The sequence below is a fragment of the Bordetella sp. MIP270_01_BMS genome (assembly GCF_054958705.1).
Window position 1 is genome coordinate 1877030 of sequence record NZ_CM143297.1, and the last position, 19768, is coordinate 1896797.

Genomic DNA, 19768 nt, shown 5'->3' on the forward strand with positions numbered 1-19768 from the left:
CTGTTTGGCACTTTGTCTGGACAAATACTCGGTCAAAGCAAGTCGTCCTGTCAATCGCTTTCTATCGTGCGTTGCAGCAACTCGAGCCCGGGCGGCCCTGGCTCCCTTTCTCAAACGACGCAGCGTGACACTCGCGACAATGACGATGACGAAGTGACCGTCTGTACGCGCCGGATGGCGCAGGCGATACGCCGCGAGTATTCACAGGCCGAACCGGGTTGCGGGAGTTCGTCTCCGTCGAGCGCGGCTGGATGTATTGCCTGAATCAGCGGCGTCGCCGTTGTTCCAACATCGAATGCACGCCTGCGCTCGCGTCATCGGACCGACCGCGCGATAAATATTCGCGACTGATCCTTCTACCCCCGCCGCGCTCCGGTAAACTTCTGCTCCAAATTAATTCCGAATATATACGAGGGGCAAGTCGTCGCGGCTTGGCGTCAGTCCTCGAGTTGTGCAGTTCTAGCAGAAGAGGGCTCCGTGAAGAACAGGCTGTGTACGCTGCCACTGGCAGGATTAATTACGCTCGTGCTCGCTGCATGCGACGGCGGTGGTTCACACCATGCGCCGGATCCCGCGCCGGTTGGCCCTCAGGCATCCAATATTCTGTTCATGATCATGGATGATGTGGGCATCGATCAGATGGCCGCATTTGGATATGGCGGAGCGACCCCGCCGAACCTGCCCAATATCGGCGCGGTGGCGCAAGCCGGGCTTCGGTTCCACAACACGTGGTCCATGCCCGAGTGTTCCCCAGGACGGGCGTCGTTCTTCGTCGGACGCTATCCTTTCCGTACCGGCATCTATCAGGCAATCGGGCCGAACGACCTGGCGAATTCACAAGTCTCGCCTTATGACGTGACCGTACCGAAGCTGCTCAAACGCGCGGGTTACGAGAACGGCATGTTCGGCAAGTTCCACCTTGCCGGGCCCGAGAACAACCAAGCCGAGAATATGACACCCAGCGTGTTGGGCTGGGATTATTTCTATGGCTGGATTGGCGGGCTGCCTGGCTCGATTGACACCACGGCCGGCGGGATCGCCCCGGAAAGCACCTATTCTTGTGGCTTCGTGCCCGGCAAGCACGCCGGTGGCGCGGATAGCGGCGCTTGCTACCAGCCCGACAATCACTGCCGTGAAATCAAGCGCACCGCGTTGTCGCAAGACGCAGCCGGGCTGCAGTGCCTGAGCTCGGGCGGCATCTTCGTGCCGGATGAAAGCTGCGGCACGCCGGCGCCGAGCCTAAATTTCAACCGCGAGAACGGCTACTACGTGTCTCCGCTGGTGATCATCGATGGCGAACACCTGGAACAGGTGCCGCTGAGCGATGCGCGCTCGCGCCAGTACCGCACCATCACCGAGGCCGATGCCGCGATCGAGTGGATCAAGTCCCGATCCGGCGCCAAACCATGGATGGCCACGGTCAGCTTCAGCGCGGCGCACACGCCCTGGCAACAGCCACCCGGTTCACTGGTAGATGGTCCCAAGGACTTTGCCTCGGATGGTTGGAGCTGCCAGGCAACGGCGACGGGCCGTCAGCTGCAGAACCAGATGACCGAAGCAATGGATAAGGAGTTCGGCCGCATCCTGGTCGAGACCGGTCTTGCCAGTCGCGCCGCGGATGGCAGCTTGGTCTACGACCCCAACGCCTCGAATACCGTGATTGTCATCGTGGGCGATAACGGCACCTTGGGCTCGGCCGTGAAACTGCCCTTTGTGGGATCGCAAGCCAAAGGCACTGCGTACCAGACTGGGGTGTGGGATCCGCTGATCGTGGCCGGCCCTCATGTGGTGCAGCCCGGCCGCCAAGTGGATCACATGGTCAACGCGGTGGATCTTTATCAGTTCTTTGGTGAAATTGCGGGGTTGGATGTGCATAAAGAAGTGCCACGCACCATCGACTCGGTTGCGCTGCTGCCTTATCTGACCAATCCCGAGCAATCGAGCTTGCGCAACATCAACTTCACGATGGGTAGCGTGAACTATCAAGCCAATGGCGCCAGAAATGCGCCCTGCGTGATCAATACGACTTGCACGCAGATCCCGACGACCAAGGCCGTGTGCGAAGATAACCAGGGCGTGTATTGGGGCCCCGGTTATACCGATGCGTCGGTGATTCCCAATGATGGCGAAGGCTATAAGATGTGCGCCGACGTCAATCGCGCACTCTACGGCGCCGGCCGCGACATGCTCGACATCATGCCCGAGACCTCCATCGCGGTACGCAACGATCAGTACAAGCTCGTGCGCAACACCACGCAGAATTTCGAACCGACTACCCAGGGCCGCAAGACCGATGTAGTCGACGAGTTGTATGAGATCAACCAGGCGGTCCCCGTACCTTTGCTGGACACGCCCGACCGTAACCTGCTGGCGAGCAACCCCGACGCCGACACCCTGGCCGTCTACGATGAGTTGCGCGCGACCATGGATCGTATGCTGGCGTCCGAGCCATCTTGCCCGGGTGATGGAAACAAGGATGGCATCGTCAATGCCCAGGACCTGGACAACTGGCGCGCGATCGCGCATAACTGGGGGCTGTCCAGCGTGTATGACTTCTTTGTCAATGGCTTGCCCGACGGTTTGACCAACCACGTGGACGAGACAATTGTTCAGAACAACCTGAACACCAGTTGCCCGCCGTCGTATGCGATTTACTAAACCAGCCAGGCTCGCAATGACGGCGGGCGTGGCCGTCGCAACGGCGGCGACTGCCTTGGCGGGCATGGCCTTATGGGGCAGCGATGAGAACGATAAACCGTCGCGCCCCGGCATCACCCTCGGCGATGGCGTGATCGGACCCGTGAACATGGCCTGGGTGCCGGGGGGCGATTTTCTGATGGGCAGCAACAGCAAGCTAGCGCAGCCCAACGAGCGTCCGGCTCATCCGGTTCGCGTGGATGGGTTCTGGATGGACATCACCCATGTGACGAACGACCAGTTCGCCGTGTTCGTGCGTCAGACGGGTTACGTTACGACAGCCGAACAGGTGCCGGACTGGGAAACGGTGCGAGTCCAATTGCCTCCTCACACACCGCGCCCGCCCGACGGCGCGCTGGTCCCCGGCGCAATGGTATTCGTCGGCACGCATAGGCCTGTCAATCTGGCCAATTACGCAAGTTGGTGGCGCTATGTGCCTGGCGCAAACTGGCGTCAACCGCAGGGTCCTGGCAGCACGATCACGGGCAAGGCCGACCATCCGGTTGTACAGGTGAGCTATGCCGACGCGTTGGCGTATGCCAGGTGGGCCGGCAAGCGCCTGCCCACGGAAGCCGAGTGGGAATATGCGGCCCGCGGCGGGCTTGAACAGGCTACCTATGTCTGGGGGGATGTGCTCGAACCCGAAGGCCAGCGCATGGCGAACTACTGGGACGCGACAACACAGCGATTTCCCGTCGTAAGTCCGGCTGCAGGCGGCGCCAACGCCACCGTGGCGGCGGGCACGTTCCCCGCCAACGGTTATGGCCTGCACGATATGACAGGCAACGCCTGGCAATGGGTGGCCGACTGGTACGGGGTCGATCACTTTACGCATCAGGCCCGCCACAACGCCACCATGGTGAATCCACAAGGCCCGGCGCAACCCCACGATTACTCGGATCCGGGTGTACCGGCCCATGCGCCCAAGCGGGTCATACGCGGAGGGTCGTTTCTTTGCAACGAGAACTACTGTCTGTCGTATCGGCCAAGCGCGCGCCAGGGCGCCGATCCGTACAGCCCGATGTCGCATGTGGGATTCCGGCTGGTCATCGACGCCCCGCCCCCAGTCGTCGCCTCGCCAGCCGCGCCGTCCGCAGTCAGAAGCTCATATGATTAATCTCAATAATCGGCATCATCACTGCCAGCACGATCACGAGCACGATGGCCCCCATGAGCAGGATCATCAGCGGTTCGAGCAGCGCGGTCATGGTCATTGCGCGCCGTTCCAGCTGGGCAGACAGGGTCTGCGAAGCGCGCTGCAACATGGCGGGGAGATCGCCAGTGCGTTCGCCGCTACTGACCAGGTAGGTCAAGAGCGCGGGAAAAGTCTGCTGCGCCTGCAATGCCGTCGTCAGCGCGCTGCCTGCACGGACACGCTGCGCGGCATCATCGGCGGCCAGGCGCATCTTTGCGTTGCTCAGCGTGCGGCTCGCGGCGTCCAAGGCCGCCAGAAGCGGCACCCCCCCTCCGGTCAGGATAGCCAGGGTGGCCGCGTAACGCGCCGTATTCACGCCCGATACAAAATAGCCTGCCAGGGGCACGCGCAGCAGGGTTGAATGCCACGACAGTTGCACCGAAGGTCTGCGCAACTGCCAGCGCCACATCGCCAGGGCGACTGCAAAGATCACCGCAGCCCACGGGCCCCATTCTCGGATCGCATCGCTCGCGGCAAGCATGAGGCGCGTCAAAAGTGGCAGCGCCTGATTCGTTTGCGCGAACGCCCCCACCACCTGCGGCACTACATAACTCAGCAGAAAAATCACGATCCCGATCGATACCAGCGTCACAATGGCGGGATAAATAAACGCGGTCAGGATCTTGTTGCGCAGGTTACTGCGCGACTCCAGATACTCGGCCAGGTTCTCCATGACGCGCGACAGATCGCCCGACGCTTCGCCCGCATCGATGAGCGCACGATAAATTGACGGGAACTCGGCGGGATGCGCGGAAAGCGCCTGCCCAAGTCTGTGTCCGGCGCGTACGTCGGCCCGGATGCTGGCCAACAGACCGGTCAGATGACGGCCCTGCGCCTGCTCCAGGGTGGCACTGAGCGCGGTATCCAGAGGCAGACCGGCTCCCAGCAGACTGGCAAGCTGCCGCGTCATCCAGCACAGCTCGGCGTCCTTGGTCCGTCGGCGTCCGCGGCGTACGGCATTTGAAGTTGATCCCGGATGGACAGGCATTACCGTCAGGGGCACCAGCCCGCGCGCACGCAGCGCGTGCCTGGCCGCGCGATCGCTTTCCGCCTCGATCAGGCCGCGCTCGACGCGACCCCGTTCGTCGCTGGCTTCATATCGAAAGGCTGGCATTGTCTGGGCGCCTCGTCACTAGTGTTCGTTGGTAACGCGAGAGATCTCTGCCTCGGTGGTGACGCCTTGCCTCACCCACCGTAGCCCATCCTGACGCAAGGCGCGCATGCCGCTCTGGGCCGCCGCCCCACGTAGCGCCTGTTCGTCGCTGCCATCATGGATCAACGCGCGAGCGGCGTCGTCCACACAAAACAACTCATGTATGCCGGTACGACCGCTAAACCCCGTGTGGTTGCAAGACGCGCAGCCACGATGCAGCCAGGCCCCGGTGAGCGGGCAGCGTGTCTTGCACCGCGGGCAAAGCTTGCGCACCAGGCGTTGGGCCAGCACTCCCTGCAAGGTAGAGGCCAACAGGAACGGCTCGACCCCCATGTCGATCAGTCGCGTCACTGCCGATACCGCGTCATTGGTGTGCAGGGTCGCCAGGACCAGATGGCCGGTGAGCGAGGCCTGCACGGCGATGCGCGCGGTCTCCAGGTCGCGGATTTCGCCGATCATGATGACATCGGGGTCCTGGCGCAGGATGGCCCGCAGCGCCATGGCAAAGCTCAGGTTTATCTTGCTGTTGACCTGCGTTTGACCCACGCCCGGCAAGTCATACTCGATCGGGTCCTCGACGGTCAGGATATTGGTTGTGTCGGTATCCAAGCGCCCCAACGCCGCGTACAGGGTCGTGCTTTTTCCGCTACCCGTGGGCCCGGTGACCAGCACAATTCCATGCGGGCGATGGATCAGCGCATCCAGCTGCGTGCGCACGTCCTCGGCCATGCCGAGCTGATTCAAATCGTTCTGACCCTTGCCTTTTTCCAGCAGACGCAATACGGCGCGCTCCCCGTGCCCCGTGGGCAATGTCGAGACGCGCACATCGATGGGGCGCCCTCCCACGCGCAGCGTAATTCGACCATCCTGGGGTAATCGCTTTTCGGCAATATCCAGGTGCGCCATGATCTTGATGCGCGAAACCAGCGCGTTGTGCAGCGCACGCTGAGGGCTGACGATATCGCGCAGCATACCGTCAACGCGATAGCGCACCATCGAATGCGTTTCGAAGACTTCCAGATGAATGTCGCTCGCACCATCGCGGCTGGCCTGCGTCAGAAGCGCATTGATCATGCGAATGATAGGCGCGTCGTCCTGTGAGTCGAGCAGATCCTCGACTGCGGGGATTTCGTGCATCAGTCGATCCAGATCGACCTCGCTGGCGGCTTCATCGACGATGGCCGCCGCGTCGCCGGTCTGCGCATACGCCGCCGTCAGCATGAGATCCAACTCCTCATCAGTGACGACCTGCTGCGCCAGTTCGCCGTGGCAGCGGCGAATCTCGGCCAGAGCCCAGGCGGGCGTGAGCGCCGACGTGGTCACGCGCACGCCCGCCGAAGCGGAAGTCTCCAACAGCACGCGCTGCGCCCGTGCCCATGCATAAGGCAGACGCGGAATCACTGCAATGCACTCCCGCTGGCAGGCTGCGGCCGATCCGGGATGGCTGCCGGAATAGGTTGGGCGTTCGCCTCGGACGACGAGGCTGGATCTTCTCCGCGCAAGTCCAGCAAACCCGTGTCAGGGTTCCGCGTGATCTGAGGCAACACACTCGACCCCAGATTCGGCGCGAACCAGGTCGAACGCTCCGGCAGATCGTTCTGCATCGCACGCATGTGGGTGTAGCGGTCCAGGGTGATGCTGGCATTATCCTGGGAGTTGCGCAGAATATGTGGTCGCAGGAACACCATCAGGTTGGTCTTGGTGCGGCTACGGCTTTCATAGCGAAAAAGGCTGCCCAACAGCGGGATCTTGCTCAGAATAGGCACCGCATTGGTCGTATCGGAAATCGAATCCTCGATCAGTCCGCCCAGCACAATGATCTGGCTGTCGTCGACCAACACATTCGTCTCGAGCGCACGCTTGCGCGTCACCAGCCCGCCAGCGGCGCTCGAGGCGGCCGTATCGATACTGCTGACCTCTTGATAGAGCGCAAGCTTGACCGTGCCACCTTCTGAGATCTGCGGCCGGATGCGTAGCGTCAGGCCGACATCTTCGCGCGACACCGTTTGGAAGGGATTACTCGCGCCATCGCCCGAGGTGGTATAGCGCCCGGTCACAAACGGCACTGTTCGGCCCACCATAATGCTGGCCGCCTCGTTGTCCAGAGTCAGCAAGTTCGGCGTGGACAGAATATTGGCGCCGCCGGTCGACTCCAGGGCGCGCGCCAGCACACTGAGGTTGATGATCTCATTACCCAGAACGTTCACCGATCCTTTGACCACGCCCAGTGTCAGGCCCTGCGCCAAGGAATCGATCGTGGTGGCGCCGTTCGGGTTCAGCCCGCTGCCATCCCAGTTCGTGCCGCCGATAAAGCTGGAACCACCCGACTCCATCCCGCTGCCACCCGTGATCCACTGCACGCCAAACATCGCCTTGTTCTCGTCGGTGACCTCCACGATCAGGCTTTCCACCAGCACCTGCGCGCGCCTTTGATCGAGCTGATCGATCACTTCGCGCAAACTGCGATACAACGGTGGTGGCGCGGAAATCAACAGAGTATTGGTGGTGGGGTCGGCCTGCACCGTGGCGCCACCGGCCGTGAAGGCCACGGGCCGCGCGCTGCCCGAAGCCTCCATGCCCATGCTGGCGGCGCCGGAGCCACCGTCGGCCAGCATGGCGCTTCGGTCCGCGCCCGTCAGCGAGACGGACGCCGAGTTCATCGGCGACGTGCTGGACATCGGACTCAACGAGGTCTCACCCGGCGGCACGGTCCTCTCGGCGCTCTGCCCGCCAAGCACGCCGCGCAGCACCTCGGCAAGTTGGCTCGCCTGCGCATTGCGCAGATACACCACGTGCAGATTGCCGGCGCGGGCGTCTGCGCTGTCGATACGGCGGATGAGCGCTCGTGCCTGGCTCAGCTTTTCCGGGCTACTGGCGCGCAACAGAATCGAATTGCTACGCGGATCGGCCACGACGGTGATTGGCTGCGTGCCGCGGGCGGCGCCAGGTGCATTGAGCATTTGGGAGACCAGAGCGGCGATGTCCGATGCGATGCCATAGTCAATCGGAACGATATCGGTACTGAATGAGTCCGGCGTATCGATGCTGGCGATGACGTCGGCAATCCGATTGAGGTTATCGGCATAATCCGTAATCACCAGCGTGTTGTTGGCGGGGTAGACGTTGATGGAATTGTTAGGTGCAATCATGGGCCGCAGCACCGGCATCAGATTGTTGGCATTCTCATAACGCAGTTGGAATACACGAGTAATCAACTCCCCGCCCGGCTGCAGCGGGTCGCCCGTCGGACCGCTGGTCACCGTCATGCCTTGCACCTTGGCCTCCGCTTCGGGCACGACACGCGTCACACCCCCGGATTCCACCACGGAATAACCTTGCATGCGCAACGCGCTCAGCAGCATGGTATAGGCCGTGGCGCGGTTCACGGGCCGCTCGGACACCAAGGTCAGCTTGCCCTTTACCCGTGGATCGACCACCACATTGCGGCCGGTAAAGTGCGCCAGCGCGCGAATGACGCTTTGCAAGTCAACGTCATTAAAGTTGAGCATGGTGTCGCCAGGCGTACCACTCCCCTGTGCGTCGCCGACGCCAGCCGCGGCAGCATGCGTGCGAGTGTCGCGCGGTGATGCAATCTCGGACCTGCCTCCAGGCTGCGGACCCGAACGCGCGCGATCGGCCAGCGGCCGCGGCCGGGATGCAGGGGCCTCGCGCCATGTCGAACCAGTAGAGGTGTACACGATCAATGGCGTCGAATCCTTTTTCCCTTCGGCCGTCCCTGACGGGGCAGCGCAACCGCCAATGGCGCTGGCCATAGCCAAGACGAGGGCCAGTCGCAGGCCGACGCAGGGATACACAGCAGAAGGAGAGCTGTCCATGCCGGTGCCGGTGAAAGGAGCGCTAACGAATACTGAAGAGCGTTTGATCATTCTTTCTAGGGCCGATGGCGGCCAGCAAGTCTGTGAGTCGTGCATGCATATCCGCTGATGCGTCCCGGTCGGTGCGGGCATTGCCGTCGAGCCGGATACCTGAACCGGTCACACTGCCTGCGCCGTCGAGCATGAGCGGGCCCTGCAGTGTCTTGAGTTGCAGCCGCCACCCTTCCCCGTCGCCGGGCGAGGCTATCAGCCGATAGCTGCCCAGGGGGCGGACGGTACTGAGGGCCGACGTGGCCTGCCGCCATTGCAAGTCCATGGGGGATGCAGCGGACAAAGCGCCATCGATGCCGAGCGTCAGGACCGGCCATTTCGCCACCAGATCGCCACCGGGGGCGAGCGCCGCCATCCGGGCGTCCATCGTGCTCAGCACCGCCGCAGGCATATGCAGGCTCTGGCCCGCGATGTTCAGGCCCGAGCCGCGCAGCGATATCTCTACGGGCCCGCTCAACCAGGCGTGCGTCACGCTGACGCGGGGCGTTGGCAGCCACGCCATCTTCCAGTAAACCGGATCCGGCAACAGGCGGCGATGACTGGAGGCACCCACGGCCACGTTCGCAGAACCCGACCAGAGCGTGCCGCGCGCATCAACCACCGTCAACGGCGCATTCTCGGGCATCATCAATATGACCCATCGTGCAGGCGCGACAATGAATGCACTGATGAGTGCCAATGCTGCCAGGCCAGAGCCGGCGAAGACCAGACGTGACGGCTTCATGAGGCCCCCTGCCCGGGCACGGCGATGCGCAGCAACCCGCTGACACTCCCTGCGCGTTGCCTGCCGCCTATCGTTGATCGCTCTAATTCGACGTAGTGGGGTTGAACATGCAACACATGAGGCAGATCGGCCATCCATTGCATGACACGCGCCACATCCGCATTCTGGAATGCGACCGTCCACTCCGTCTGAGCCTCCGCATCGTCCGCGGGCTCTGCACTGACGCGTGCGGCGCCGGCAAGCCCGGCGCGATTCAGCGATGCGATCAACGCATCTTTCAGGCGCGCATAATCGGCCCCATGATTCCGTTGACTCAGCGCATGCGTCTGGTTGATCAACGCATCGACACGAGCCGCCTGAGCGTGCAGGCGGGGTATTTGTTCACGGGCGACCGTAAGCGTGCGCCAAGCCGGCTGCACCGCAAGTGTCCAGACGAGCCCCACCCCCAGAACCGCGACGGCCAACCGCAGCAGGCGCTGTTCACGTAGCGTGCGCAAGTGCCACCATGCCGTTAGCTTTTGCCGTAGACGCTGCGACGTCTGCGCGCGCGATGGTTGGGCCGGGGCCGCGGTATCGAACGGCGCGCTCATGAGCGGCTCTCGGCTGGCAGCGCCGTGCTGGCACGACGGATTTGCCAAGTGCTTCGAGCCTTGTCCTGTTTGACGAGCTCCAGCGCCCTGGCAGCAAAAGCTTGCTTCAGCGCGGCGTCGCGGGCGCGCGGCGCGTCGCCATCCACCAGCACCACCGTGAGTACGCCGGCGTCATAGCGCAGCGATGCGACCTGCCCGGCAGCGAAATCCATCGCTGCCGCGGTATCGGTCAATAGCGACATGACATCGTCTGCGCCCCCTGTCGAGTCGGACACGGCCAGCTGGTCGCGCATCTTCTGAACCTGTCGTACCGGATCGATCACGAGCTGGATAGACGGAAACGCGGCGCGCACGGCCTGTTCCATCGCCGCCGTCAGTGCGCGCACCTCGCTTTGCAATTGCGCCGCATACAAGTTCAACCCTACGATCCAGATCAATGCCCCCGCGCCTGACCAGAGCGCGGCGCCGCGCCACGGCCGCCGCGCAGTCGCAGGACGACACTCCGGCACGGCCAAGGACCAGGACGGCAAGGGCGTCAGCCAGCGGGCGTCGGCCGGCAGCGCCAGTACGCGTTCCGGCTGCGCATCCCCCGGCGGCAAGGCCAGCACGTGCGGCACCAGATTACCGACCTTCAACCCTGCCTCGGCCAGGTATTTCCAGGCGAGTGCAATACGTTCGTTATCCGCCCACGCCACGCAAACCCTGCCGTCGGCGGCCCGGGGGCCATGCGCGATACACAGCGCCGAGACATCGCTGAGCGCCAAAGGCTCGACACTGCTTACGACGGCGGCCGTCAAACGCCGCCCGGCCAATGGAGGCAGCGTCAGCGTCATTACGGTCGCATCGTCGGGATGCAGGACAGCATCGACCTGATGAACGTTGAGGCTCGACGCCAGCTGCTCAATGCGCAACTCGCCCGCTCGCAGTATCTGACCCTTGCGGCTTATACACGCAAAGGCGACGACCGTCTGCGGCGTCAACGAGGCCAAACGCGGTAAAGAGATTCGTAGTTTGTGTTTGATATCAGCCTCTCACCCAGATAACCCTCGGAGCCGCGTCCTCCTGGCGGCTGAGCAGCGCCTGCATCCTGTGCGCCACGCCACGAATGACCGTTACGCCCGACACCAGGAACCAGGCGCTGCGCACATGCACGGGCTGCGAGGGTGCCGGGCCTTGTGCCGGCAGACGGTTCAAAAAGTCCTTAGCGTCAATAAACCACTGCCCCCGGTCCCTTTCACGAACCAGATCGCGCGCCTGCGCGAGAGACAGGCCGGGCAAGAGCGCGCTCAGTACCACCGCGCTGGCAGTGTTGACGTTGATCCCGGTTCTGACGGGCAACACGGTCACGTGAGGAGACAGTGCGCGCAGGACCTCAGGCGTCACGCCGTCCACGCCCATCAAATCCGGCAGCCCAGTCAGTCCGGGCGCCACCATCGGCCGATCCGCCGATCCTTGCGCGTCAGCGATTCGCTGCGCGATCGGGCGTGCCAGCGAGACGGGTAAGTCCAGCACGCTCAGTAACCGTTGCAGCACCTCCAGCTCGCCGCGCTGAACCCTACCCTGCACGGCGACGCGCCCGAGGTTGAGCTTGCCCTGTTCATCTTCAATGACGCCGGAAAAAGTCGCCGTGCGCGCCCGATCGGGGGTGTGGATCTCTAGCCCAACAAGGGGTTGCGCCCAGACCGCGTTCGCGTGCGTGATGGCGCTGCCGCGCGCATCACTTTGCAGAATCACTCGCGCCCATTCAATGCCGCCTTGCAGCACCCTTTGCGCATCCCCGCGATCACGGTCCACGGTCAGGGTGTCCACCAACAGCGCCTGACGGTCGAGAATCGCAACAGCTGCGATCGAGGCGGCCGCCACCACGACCAGCGCGGCGATCACCGCCATGCCCTGCTCGGCGAGGGGGGACTGGCGTGGGTGCATTCGTCTGGGGGCTGGCAACGCGGGCTTCATCATGGCAAGGCCACCACCTTGCGGTAGCGTTCAGTTTTGCCGTTGATCTCGCGTCCGATTGTGATTTCCAGGCCGGTCGCAGACCGCTGCGCGGTCAAGGCCCGATCCGGCGCGGTCCATCCCTGCCCGGGTATCCACAGTCGCGCGGAAATTTCGCGCACGCCGATCAACATCACTTCACGGCTCGACGCGGCGGGCAGCGGCAGGTTGCGCTCTGCAGGCCCCACCCACCGCTGTAGCGAGCCATCGGCGGTCTTCCACACCACGTTCTGCCAGCGGCCCTCCCGGGCCGAGCGCACAATCGCCAGTTGGGCATCGACCCAGTGAATGCCCGGCGGCAGCAGCGCGCCGGCCTTGGCCGCCGGATCCCAGCGTGGATAGGAAGCCAGAACCGCGGGGCCCGCGTGGTGCGCGACATCAGATTCCAGCTGGTCCAACACGCGCACCAAGGCGAGCACATCGTCGGTGTTGGCGATGAGCTGTTGATTCGAGCGCTCTACCGAATCCAACGCGCGCCAGGAAATCACACTGAGCAAAGCCATCAACGCCAATGCAACCATGACTTCGATCAGCGTAAAACCCTGCTGGCGCGCGCGAGACATTCTCATGGAAGCCTCGAGAGCAAGCCATGCAGCTGTGCCAGCACCGGTCCTTCGCCCAGCCGCGCACGGATCGTCGCCAGCCTGAGGCTGCTGTTGCCGGTATTCTGGAATTCCTTCTCGCACACGAGATCGAGCGGCCCCTGCGGGCAAGGCTCAGTCGAGCGCCCCGCGATGGGAAAAGCGCGCGAGAGGCGCAGTTCGGTCAATAGATTCTGGGCCGCCTGGATGGCCAGGCTGCTTTGATGAATGCCTCGCGCATTGTCCGATGCTACGCCGATTGCCCTTACGGCAGCCGCCAGCGCCACGCTGACGATGGTGAGCGCAATCAACACTTCCAACAGGCTGAACCCTTGCTGCCCCGCGCCAAGTCTCACAGCCGCACCCGATAGTGTCCCGCCTCCGAGCGCTCAATGCGAACCGTATGCGTACCGTCATGCAGTTCAACCGACCGGGGGCCGGAGGTCCATTCGGCGCTGAAAGAAGCGGCCCCCGGCGGCTCTATGCTGACTGTGACCACATTAGGCGAGGACCAGGCGCGGGGTCGCAATGGATCCGGATCGGCAAATGCCCGAGCGCACGGGGTAGTCGCGCCGCTCTGCAAGACCGCAGGCAGAAAGTCATCGCGCGCGGCCGCAGTGAATGCATACCCTTGACCATCGGCCGTCCAGATGATCTGTCCATCGGCGCGACGCGCTTCGGCATGTGCGGCCGTGAACAACTGCGCCAGCCGCTGAGCATCCTGCCGCAAGACGCGCAGGTCGCCATCGGGCCAGGCGTACATGCCAGCCATGGCCGTTGTGATTGCAATCACAGCGACTGTGACCAGCATCTCAAGCAGCGAGAACCCCCGCTGACGCGGGCCTCTACCAGGAGCCAATGTCGGCATTGATGCCCTCGCCTCCCGGCTTGCCATCGCCGCCGAGGGAAAGCACGTCTATTTCGCCATAGACCCCGGGGTTCAGGTATTGATAGGGGTGACCGAATGGATCCAACGGCAGACGATCCATGTACACGCGCCCCTGGGACGCCTGTGCCGGCGCCGGCCTGGCCAACACCGCCAAACCCTCTTCGGCGCTGGGATATCGGCCATGGTCCAGCCGATAAAGCTTGAGCGCCTGCATGATGGCCGACACATCATGCCGCGCAGCCACCACGCGCGCCTGGTCGGGGCGATCGATCAGACTCGGCACGATCAGCGTCGCCAATACGCCCATGATCACAACGACGATCATGACTTCGATGAGCGAAAATCCGGCCTCGCTTCTCCGTGTGCAGTGGCGCGATAGGTTTGGACTGAATGGCATCAGGTGCGTCTTGTGGTGTGGAGGTCCCGGGATGTTCGCCTAGAATTACGGGGTGTTTCGAAGGGTGAGCAAGTATATAGGACAGTCGACCCGCTTCGTCGGCACCTTTTTTGATGAGTGAAAATTTGGTTACTACTGCTTCCACCATCGCGGCGCTGCCCGTCGATTCCCGCTTAATTGCTGCGGCGAGGTGGCGCTGGGCGCGCCGCGCCGGCATGATGCTCTGCGCGACGGGGTTGGGCACTTGGGCGGCGCTTCTGTTGGCGCCCGGGCCGCGGCCGGCGCCCCCCTTTCTGCCCACGGCGGCCGATCAGGTTTCCGACACAACTGCGATCGCCCGATGGTTCGGCGGCGAAGCCTTACGAGTGCGCATCTTGGTGTCTGGTCTGATCGCCAACAGCAATGGCGTGGGCGGAGCCGCAGTGTTGTCCGTCAACGGACAGCCGGCACGCGCGTTCCGGCCGGGCGACACACTGGCGCCAGGCGTGAATCTGGTCTCTATATCGCCGACCGGCGTCACCGTTGATCAGGATGGCGCGCAAGAAACGATTCTTGCCCCGGCAAAAGCGCTGGCGGGCGACAATGGGTTTATCGTGATGCCAAAATAAATGTCGCTCTACGCTCTCTGAACTGCCTCACGGCGTTCGATCCAGACTTGATGAGCGCCTACCATCACAAGGCGCCCGACTTGCCACTCAAAGCCCGTATTCCCGCCGCACCAGTTCCAGAGCCTTGCGCAACAGCGGCGAGTCGGCATCGGCGGACCATATGGCCTGGCTGACCGAACGCACCCCGTGGTCGAAAGTCAGGAAGCGCGTGCCCGCCAGGCCACTGCGGGCCAGGCACGCCGGCACGATGGATACCCCCAGCCCCTGCGACACAAGTGCGGCAACGCTGAGCCAATGGCGCACCTCGTGGCGGATGGCTGGATGGAATCCGGCCGTGACGCACAACGACAGAACGGTCTCGTGATAACTGGGCGACGCCGCGCGCGCGAACAGGATGAAGTCTTCGCGCGCCAGCGCAGCCAGGCTGACGCGCCGGCGCCGCGCGGCGGGATGGTCGGCCGGCACGCACAGCATGAATGGCTCGGCCACGAGGTCCAGCGTCTGAACACCGTCGGGCGCGGGATTGGCGTGGATAAAGCCCAGGTCTTGCTCGCCACGGCGCACCGCCTCGAGTTGATCGTGCGAATTCAGTTCGGTGAGCACGTGCTCCACGTCGGGCAGGTCCGCCCGCATGGCGGTCAGCAGGCCCGGCAATCCCCGATACAACATCGAACCCACGAATCCAATGCGCAATCGGCCGCGCAGCCCGGCGTCCACGCGTTGCACCAGCGTGCCGACCGCTTCGGACTGGCGCAGCAGCGCCTGGGCTTCGCGGTATAGCACCCGGCCCGCCTCGGTCAGAGCCACGTGCCGGCTGGTGCGCTCCAGCAATCGCACACCCAGATTGGCTTCCAGCTGCCTGATCGCGTAGCTCAGCGGCGGCTGCGACAGATGCAGCCGGGCCGCCGCGCGGCTGAAATGGCGTTCTTCCGCGACCGCGATGAAATAGCGCAACAGGCGAGGTTCAAGGTCCACGACGACTCCGGATCACGATCTATACCTGTTTTATATTGTTCTACATTAATTCGGTATTTGTATAGATAGGTTTCGTGCGCGAACATGGCCTTTCAAGAGTTTGCCTGAGCTTGCAATGCCGACTTCTGCCGCCTCCACGACCGATGTGCCCGATTCGCGGGGCTTGAATCTGTTCCGCGCCGACCCTTACGCAGCGGCGCTGTGCGCGCTGTACCTGCCGCCCGCGCTCTACCGGCACCTGCTTCCTCACCTGGACCGGCTGGGCGCACTGGCCGGCGGCCGCATCGACGAACTGGCCGCGGTGGCGGACCAGAACCCGCCAACGCTGTCGGTGCGCAGCCGCACCGGCCAGGACGAATCGCGCATCCACAAGCATCCGGCGTATGTCGAGCTGGAACAGCTGGCTTACGGTGAGTTCGGTTTGGCAGCACTGTCGCATCGCGGCGGCGTGCTGCAATGGCCCGAACCCATGCCGCCCGCCGCCAAGTACGCCTTGAGCCATTTGTTCGTGCAGGGGGAATTCGGCTTGTGCTGCCCGGTCAGCATGACCGATTCGCTGGCACGCACGCTGCGCCGCTATGGCGACCCGGCCCTGGTCGAGCGCGTGCTGCCTCAGGTGGTATCGCAGGACCTCGACGCATTGCACCAGGGCGCCATGTTCATGACTGAGCAAGGCGCGGGATCCGATGTCAGCGCCACGACGACGCGCGCAGAGCAGGATCCGGACGGCACGTGGCGTCTGTACGGCGACAAATGGTTCTGCTCGAATCCCGACGCGGGCTACGCCATGGTGCTGGCGCGCAGCGAGCCTGTGGCGGGCCTGAAGGGTGTATCGCTGTTTCTGCTGCCGCGTGACCTGCCCGATGGCCGGCAAAATGCCTACCGCATCCTGAGGTTGAAGAACAAATTGGGCACGCGCTCCATGGCCAGTGGCGAGATTCGCCTGGACGGTGCGCAAGCCTGGCTGGTGGGTGAGCGTGGTCAAGGCTTCAAGCAGATGGCCGACATGATCAACAACTCGCGCCTGTCCAACGGCATGCGCGCTGCGGGATTGATGCGCCGCGCCGTCACTGAGGCGGTGCACTTCGCGCAGCACCGGCGGGCCTTCGGCAAGCGGCTGATCGACATGCCTCTGATGCGCCGTCAGCTGGCCAAGATGAATGTGTGGGCCGAGCAGTCGCGCAGCGTCATGTTCCAGACCGCGGCGGCCCTTGCAAACGCCGATCGGAGCAGCGATGCCGCCGCGCTGGCTCGCATCATGACGCCGCTGATCAAGTTTCGCGCTTGCCGCGATGCACGCAAAGTGACCGGCGACGCAATGGAGGTGCGCGGCGGCTGCGGCTATATCGAAGAATTCGTCGAAGCGCGACTGGTGCGCGACGCGCATCTGGGATCCATCTGGGAAGGCACCAGCAATATCGTCGCGCTGGACGTACTGCGGGCCATTCAGAAGACCGACGCCCTGGATGCCCTGCGTCGCCATACCGAGACTTTGCTTCAGGAAGGCGCCCCATGCGCAGCCGGCCTGGCCGACGCGCAATCGCGCGCGGTCGACAGCGCCTTCGCGCTGGCCCGCCACGCCGCGGGGCAAGAGCGTGCCGAACTGGCACGTCAGGCCGCTTCGGCGCTGTACCACGCGCTGTCGATGGCCGCTTTGCGGCACGAGGCTCAAGCCCCCGGCCTGGCCGACCGCGCCGTGTTGGCCGACCAGGTACTGCTTCACCGCCTGATGCCTCGCGACCCGTGCGCCGTGCCGGCCAATGAAGATGACGCCTGCCGCGCCATGCTGGCCTACGCAATCCGGCCTGACGCCTGAATTTCTGCGGCTGGTTGATGGCAGCCGGCCTACAACAGCGCATCCGACCCGGCAGCGGGCGAGAACGCGCCTTACCCTGGAGAGAGATCATGCAACGTCGCTTATTCTGCCTGGCCCTGGCCAGCGCCGCCGCCCTGTGCGCCACGCCCGCCTGGGCGAACCCGCCGTTCCCCGGCCGCCCGGTCACGCTGGTCGTACCCTTCCCGCCGGGCGGCCCCACCGATGCCATGGCGCGGCGCCTGGCCGAAGGCCTGAAAGACCAGCTGGGCCGGACCGTCGTCGTGGAAAACCGCGGCGGAGCGGGCGGCAACATCGGCGCCGAATACGTCGCCAACGCCAAACCGGACGGCTACACGATCCTGTTCGGCACGTCGGGCCCCCTTGCCATCAATGTGAGCCTGTACAAGAACCAGCAGTACGACCCGCAGCAAAGCTTCGCGCCTGTGGTGCGCATCGGCCACTTGCCCAATATCCTGGTGGTGCACCCTTCGGTGCCCGCTTCAAATATGAACGAGCTGATCGCCTATGCCAGGCAGCATCCTGATCGGCTCAGCTACGCCTCGTCGGGCAATGGCGCCTCGTCACACCTGGCCGGCATACTGTTCAACAAGATGGCGGGAACCCAGATACTGCACGTGCCCTACAAGGGCACAGGGCCAGCCCTGAACGATCTGCTGGGCGGCCAGGTGTCCATGTCGTTCACCGATATCCTGACCGCCCTGCCGCACGTGCAGGCGGGCACGCTGCGCGCCATCGGCCTGGCCAGTGCGCAACGTTCGGATGCCCTGCCCGAGTTGCCCACCCTGGCCGAACAGGGCCTGCAAGGCTATGACGTCAGCGTGTTCTTCGGCATCGTCGCGCCGCGCGGCACGCCCGCCGAAACCGTGGCCACGCTGAACCGTGCGTTTGTCGCCGCGCTGGCCGATCCCGGCATCAAGCAGACGCTGCACAAACAAGGCATCGTGCCGGCCGCCGACCAGACGCCCCAAGGACTGGCCGCATTCATCAGTGAACAAGTGCCCAAGTGGCGTGGCGTCATCCAGGACGCGCGCGTCGCCCTGGACTGAGGAGCCACTTCGCATGCCTATTCCTGCCCTGCCGGCCGGTGCCCTTGCCGGCTGCCGTGTCATCGACTTGTCGCGCGTACTGGGCGGCCCGTATTGCACCCAGCTGCTGGCCGACCATGGCGCCGACGTCATCAAGATCGAACCGCCATCCGGTGACGAAACCCGTGGCTGGGGGCCGCCTTTTCAGGGCGACACGGCTTCCTATTTCGTCGGCGTCAATCGCAACAAGCGCGGCATGGTGCTCGACCTGGCCGAGCCAGCGGGCCAGGAGTTGCTGCGCCGGTTGCTTGCGCAAGCCGACGTGCTGGTCGAGAACTTCAAACCCGGCACTCTGGAAAAATGGGGCTTGGGCTACCAGGCGCTCAGCGCCGAGTTCCCACGGCTGATCCATTGCCGGGTCAGCGGATTTGGCGCCGACGGACCGCTGGGCGGCCTGCCCGGGTACGATGCCTGCGCCCAGGCCATGTGCGGCTTGATGAGCGTGAACGGAGACGCCGACGGCGAGGCCACCCGCGTGGGCCTGCCGGTAGTGGACATGGTGACGGGACTGAACGCGGCGGTGGCAGTGCTGCTGGCACTGAATGAGCGCGTGCGCAGCGGGCTGGGCCAATTCCTGGACATTACGCTGTACGACTGCGCGGTGTCGTTGCTGCATCCTCACGCCGCCAACTATTTCTACAGCGGTAAAGTGCCCGGCCGCACGGGCAACGCGCATCCCAACATCGCCCCCTATGAAACGCTGCCTACGCGCAGCGGCCCGATCTTCCTGGCCGTGGGCAATAACCGCCAGTTCGCCGCGCTGGCGCAGGCGCTGCAGGCCCCGCGGCTGGCCGAGGACCCGCGGTTTGCCAGCAACGCCGAACGCCTGAAGCACCGCGAGGCATTGCGCACGGAACTGGCCTCGCTGCTCGCCGGCCACGACGCCGCCGGCCTGGCCGAGCAGCTGCTGCGCCAGGGCGTACCCGCCGCGGCCGTCCAGAACGTGGAAGACGTACTGCACCATCCGCATACGCGACATCGCGCCATGGTGGTGGAAGCAGGCAGCTACCGCGGCGTGGGATCGCCCATCAAGTTGTCCCGCACCCCGGCCACGTTCCGCCGCCCCCCGCCCGAGCTCGGCGAGCATGAGCAAGAGATCCGCGCCGAGGCGGCCGGGCGGGTCGCTCCGCGCGCGCGATGAGGCGGTGCGGCAGG

18 protein-coding genes are annotated in these 19768 nt (G+C 64.2%); 6 read left to right on the forward strand and 12 right to left on the reverse strand.

Annotated features, from left to right (window positions below):
- Positions 1–477: 477 nt before the first annotated feature.
- Together ACV17W_RS08775 and ACV17W_RS08780 are read left to right on the forward strand one after the other, a co-directional pair.
- A complete protein-coding gene (locus tag ACV17W_RS08775) occupies positions 478–2658 on the forward strand; it encodes a sulfatase family protein (RefSeq protein WP_462596037.1) in 2181 nt (726 codons plus the stop codon).
- Complete coding sequence (locus tag ACV17W_RS08780; RefSeq protein ID WP_462596038.1) at positions 2645–3814, forward strand: formylglycine-generating enzyme family protein; 1170 nt, start codon at positions 2645–2647, stop codon at positions 3812–3814. Before ACV17W_RS08775 ends, ACV17W_RS08780 begins: the two co-directional genes overlap by 14 nt.
- Here the strand turns inward: ACV17W_RS08780 and gspF are convergent.
- The 11 genes from gspF to gspG form a co-directional block, all read right to left on the reverse strand.
- The gene (gene gspF / locus ACV17W_RS08785; RefSeq protein WP_462596039.1) at positions 3795–5006 is read right to left on the reverse strand and encodes a type II secretion system inner membrane protein GspF; all 1212 of its coding nucleotides are present in this window, start codon (positions 5004–5006) and stop codon (positions 3795–3797) included. The two genes, ACV17W_RS08780 and gspF, sit on opposite strands and share 20 nt — an antisense overlap.
- 18 nt (positions 5007–5024) lie before the next feature.
- Positions 5025–6446 (reverse strand): type II secretion system ATPase GspE, encoded by a 1422-nt coding sequence (gene gspE / locus ACV17W_RS08790; protein WP_462596040.1) that lies wholly within the window; start codon positions 6444–6446, stop codon positions 5025–5027.
- On the reverse strand, positions 6443–8554 hold the full coding sequence (gene gspD, locus ACV17W_RS08795) for a type II secretion system secretin GspD (protein ID WP_462596041.1): 2112 nt from the start codon (positions 8552–8554) through the stop codon (positions 6443–6445). The genes gspE and gspD overlap by 4 nt, the downstream gene beginning before the upstream one ends.
- A gap of 349 nt (positions 8555–8903) precedes the next feature.
- Positions 8904–9656 carry a type II secretion system protein N gene (gene gspN / locus ACV17W_RS08800; RefSeq protein ID WP_462596042.1) on the reverse strand — a complete coding sequence of 251 codons (753 nt, stop codon included), beginning with the start codon at positions 9654–9656 and terminating at the stop codon, positions 8904–8906.
- The gene (gene gspM, locus ACV17W_RS08805; protein ID WP_462596043.1) at positions 9653–10246 is read right to left on the reverse strand and encodes a type II secretion system protein GspM; all 594 of its coding nucleotides are present in this window, start codon (positions 10244–10246) and stop codon (positions 9653–9655) included. Before gspM ends, gspN begins: the two co-directional genes overlap by 4 nt.
- Positions 10243–11235 carry a type II secretion system protein GspL gene (gene gspL, locus ACV17W_RS08810; RefSeq protein WP_462596044.1) on the reverse strand — a complete coding sequence of 331 codons (993 nt, stop codon included), beginning with the start codon at positions 11233–11235 and terminating at the stop codon, positions 10243–10245. Before gspL ends, gspM begins: the two co-directional genes overlap by 4 nt.
- Positions 11236–11269: 34 nt before the next feature.
- Complete coding sequence (gene gspK, locus ACV17W_RS08815; RefSeq protein WP_462596045.1) at positions 11270–12136, reverse strand: type II secretion system minor pseudopilin GspK; 867 nt, start codon at positions 12134–12136, stop codon at positions 11270–11272.
- A gap of 65 nt (positions 12137–12201) precedes the next feature.
- Positions 12202–12810, reverse strand: coding sequence for a PulJ/GspJ family protein (locus ACV17W_RS08820; protein WP_462596046.1), 609 nt, complete (start codon positions 12808–12810; stop codon positions 12202–12204).
- The gene (gspI, locus tag ACV17W_RS08825; protein WP_462596047.1) at positions 12807–13178 is read right to left on the reverse strand and encodes a type II secretion system minor pseudopilin GspI; all 372 of its coding nucleotides are present in this window, start codon (positions 13176–13178) and stop codon (positions 12807–12809) included. The genes ACV17W_RS08820 and gspI overlap by 4 nt, the downstream gene beginning before the upstream one ends.
- On the reverse strand, positions 13175–13717 hold the full coding sequence (locus ACV17W_RS08830) for a prepilin-type N-terminal cleavage/methylation domain-containing protein (RefSeq protein ID WP_462596048.1): 543 nt from the start codon (positions 13715–13717) through the stop codon (positions 13175–13177). The genes gspI and ACV17W_RS08830 overlap by 4 nt, the downstream gene beginning before the upstream one ends.
- Complete coding sequence (gspG, locus tag ACV17W_RS08835) at positions 13668–14108, reverse strand: type II secretion system major pseudopilin GspG (protein ID WP_462596049.1); 441 nt, start codon at positions 14106–14108, stop codon at positions 13668–13670. Before gspG ends, ACV17W_RS08830 begins: the two co-directional genes overlap by 50 nt.
- Positions 14109–14221: 113 nt before the next feature.
- Here gspG and ACV17W_RS08840 point away from each other — a divergent pair, with 113 nt between their 5' ends.
- The gene (locus tag ACV17W_RS08840) at positions 14222–14716 is read left to right on the forward strand and encodes a type II secretion system protein N (protein ID WP_462596050.1); all 495 of its coding nucleotides are present in this window, start codon (positions 14222–14224) and stop codon (positions 14714–14716) included.
- 87 nt (positions 14717–14803) lie between these two features.
- Here ACV17W_RS08840 and ACV17W_RS08845 read toward each other — a convergent pair whose 3' ends face one another.
- On the reverse strand, positions 14804–15691 hold the full coding sequence (locus ACV17W_RS08845; protein ID WP_462596051.1) for a LysR family transcriptional regulator: 888 nt from the start codon (positions 15689–15691) through the stop codon (positions 14804–14806).
- A 115-nt stretch (positions 15692–15806) separates the two neighbouring features.
- Here ACV17W_RS08845 and ACV17W_RS08850 point away from each other — a divergent pair, with 115 nt between their 5' ends.
- From ACV17W_RS08850 to ACV17W_RS08860, 3 genes are all read left to right on the forward strand, one after another.
- Positions 15807–17507 (forward strand): acyl-CoA dehydrogenase family protein, encoded by a 1701-nt coding sequence (locus ACV17W_RS08850; protein WP_462596052.1) that lies wholly within the window; start codon positions 15807–15809, stop codon positions 17505–17507.
- Between the two features lie 89 nt (positions 17508–17596).
- On the forward strand, positions 17597–18574 hold the full coding sequence (locus tag ACV17W_RS08855) for a Bug family tripartite tricarboxylate transporter substrate binding protein (RefSeq protein WP_462596053.1): 978 nt from the start codon (positions 17597–17599) through the stop codon (positions 18572–18574).
- Positions 18575–18587: 13 nt separating this feature from the next.
- Positions 18588–19754, forward strand: coding sequence for a CaiB/BaiF CoA transferase family protein (locus ACV17W_RS08860; protein ID WP_462596054.1), 1167 nt, complete (start codon positions 18588–18590; stop codon positions 19752–19754).
- Positions 19755–19768 lie beyond the last annotated feature (14 nt).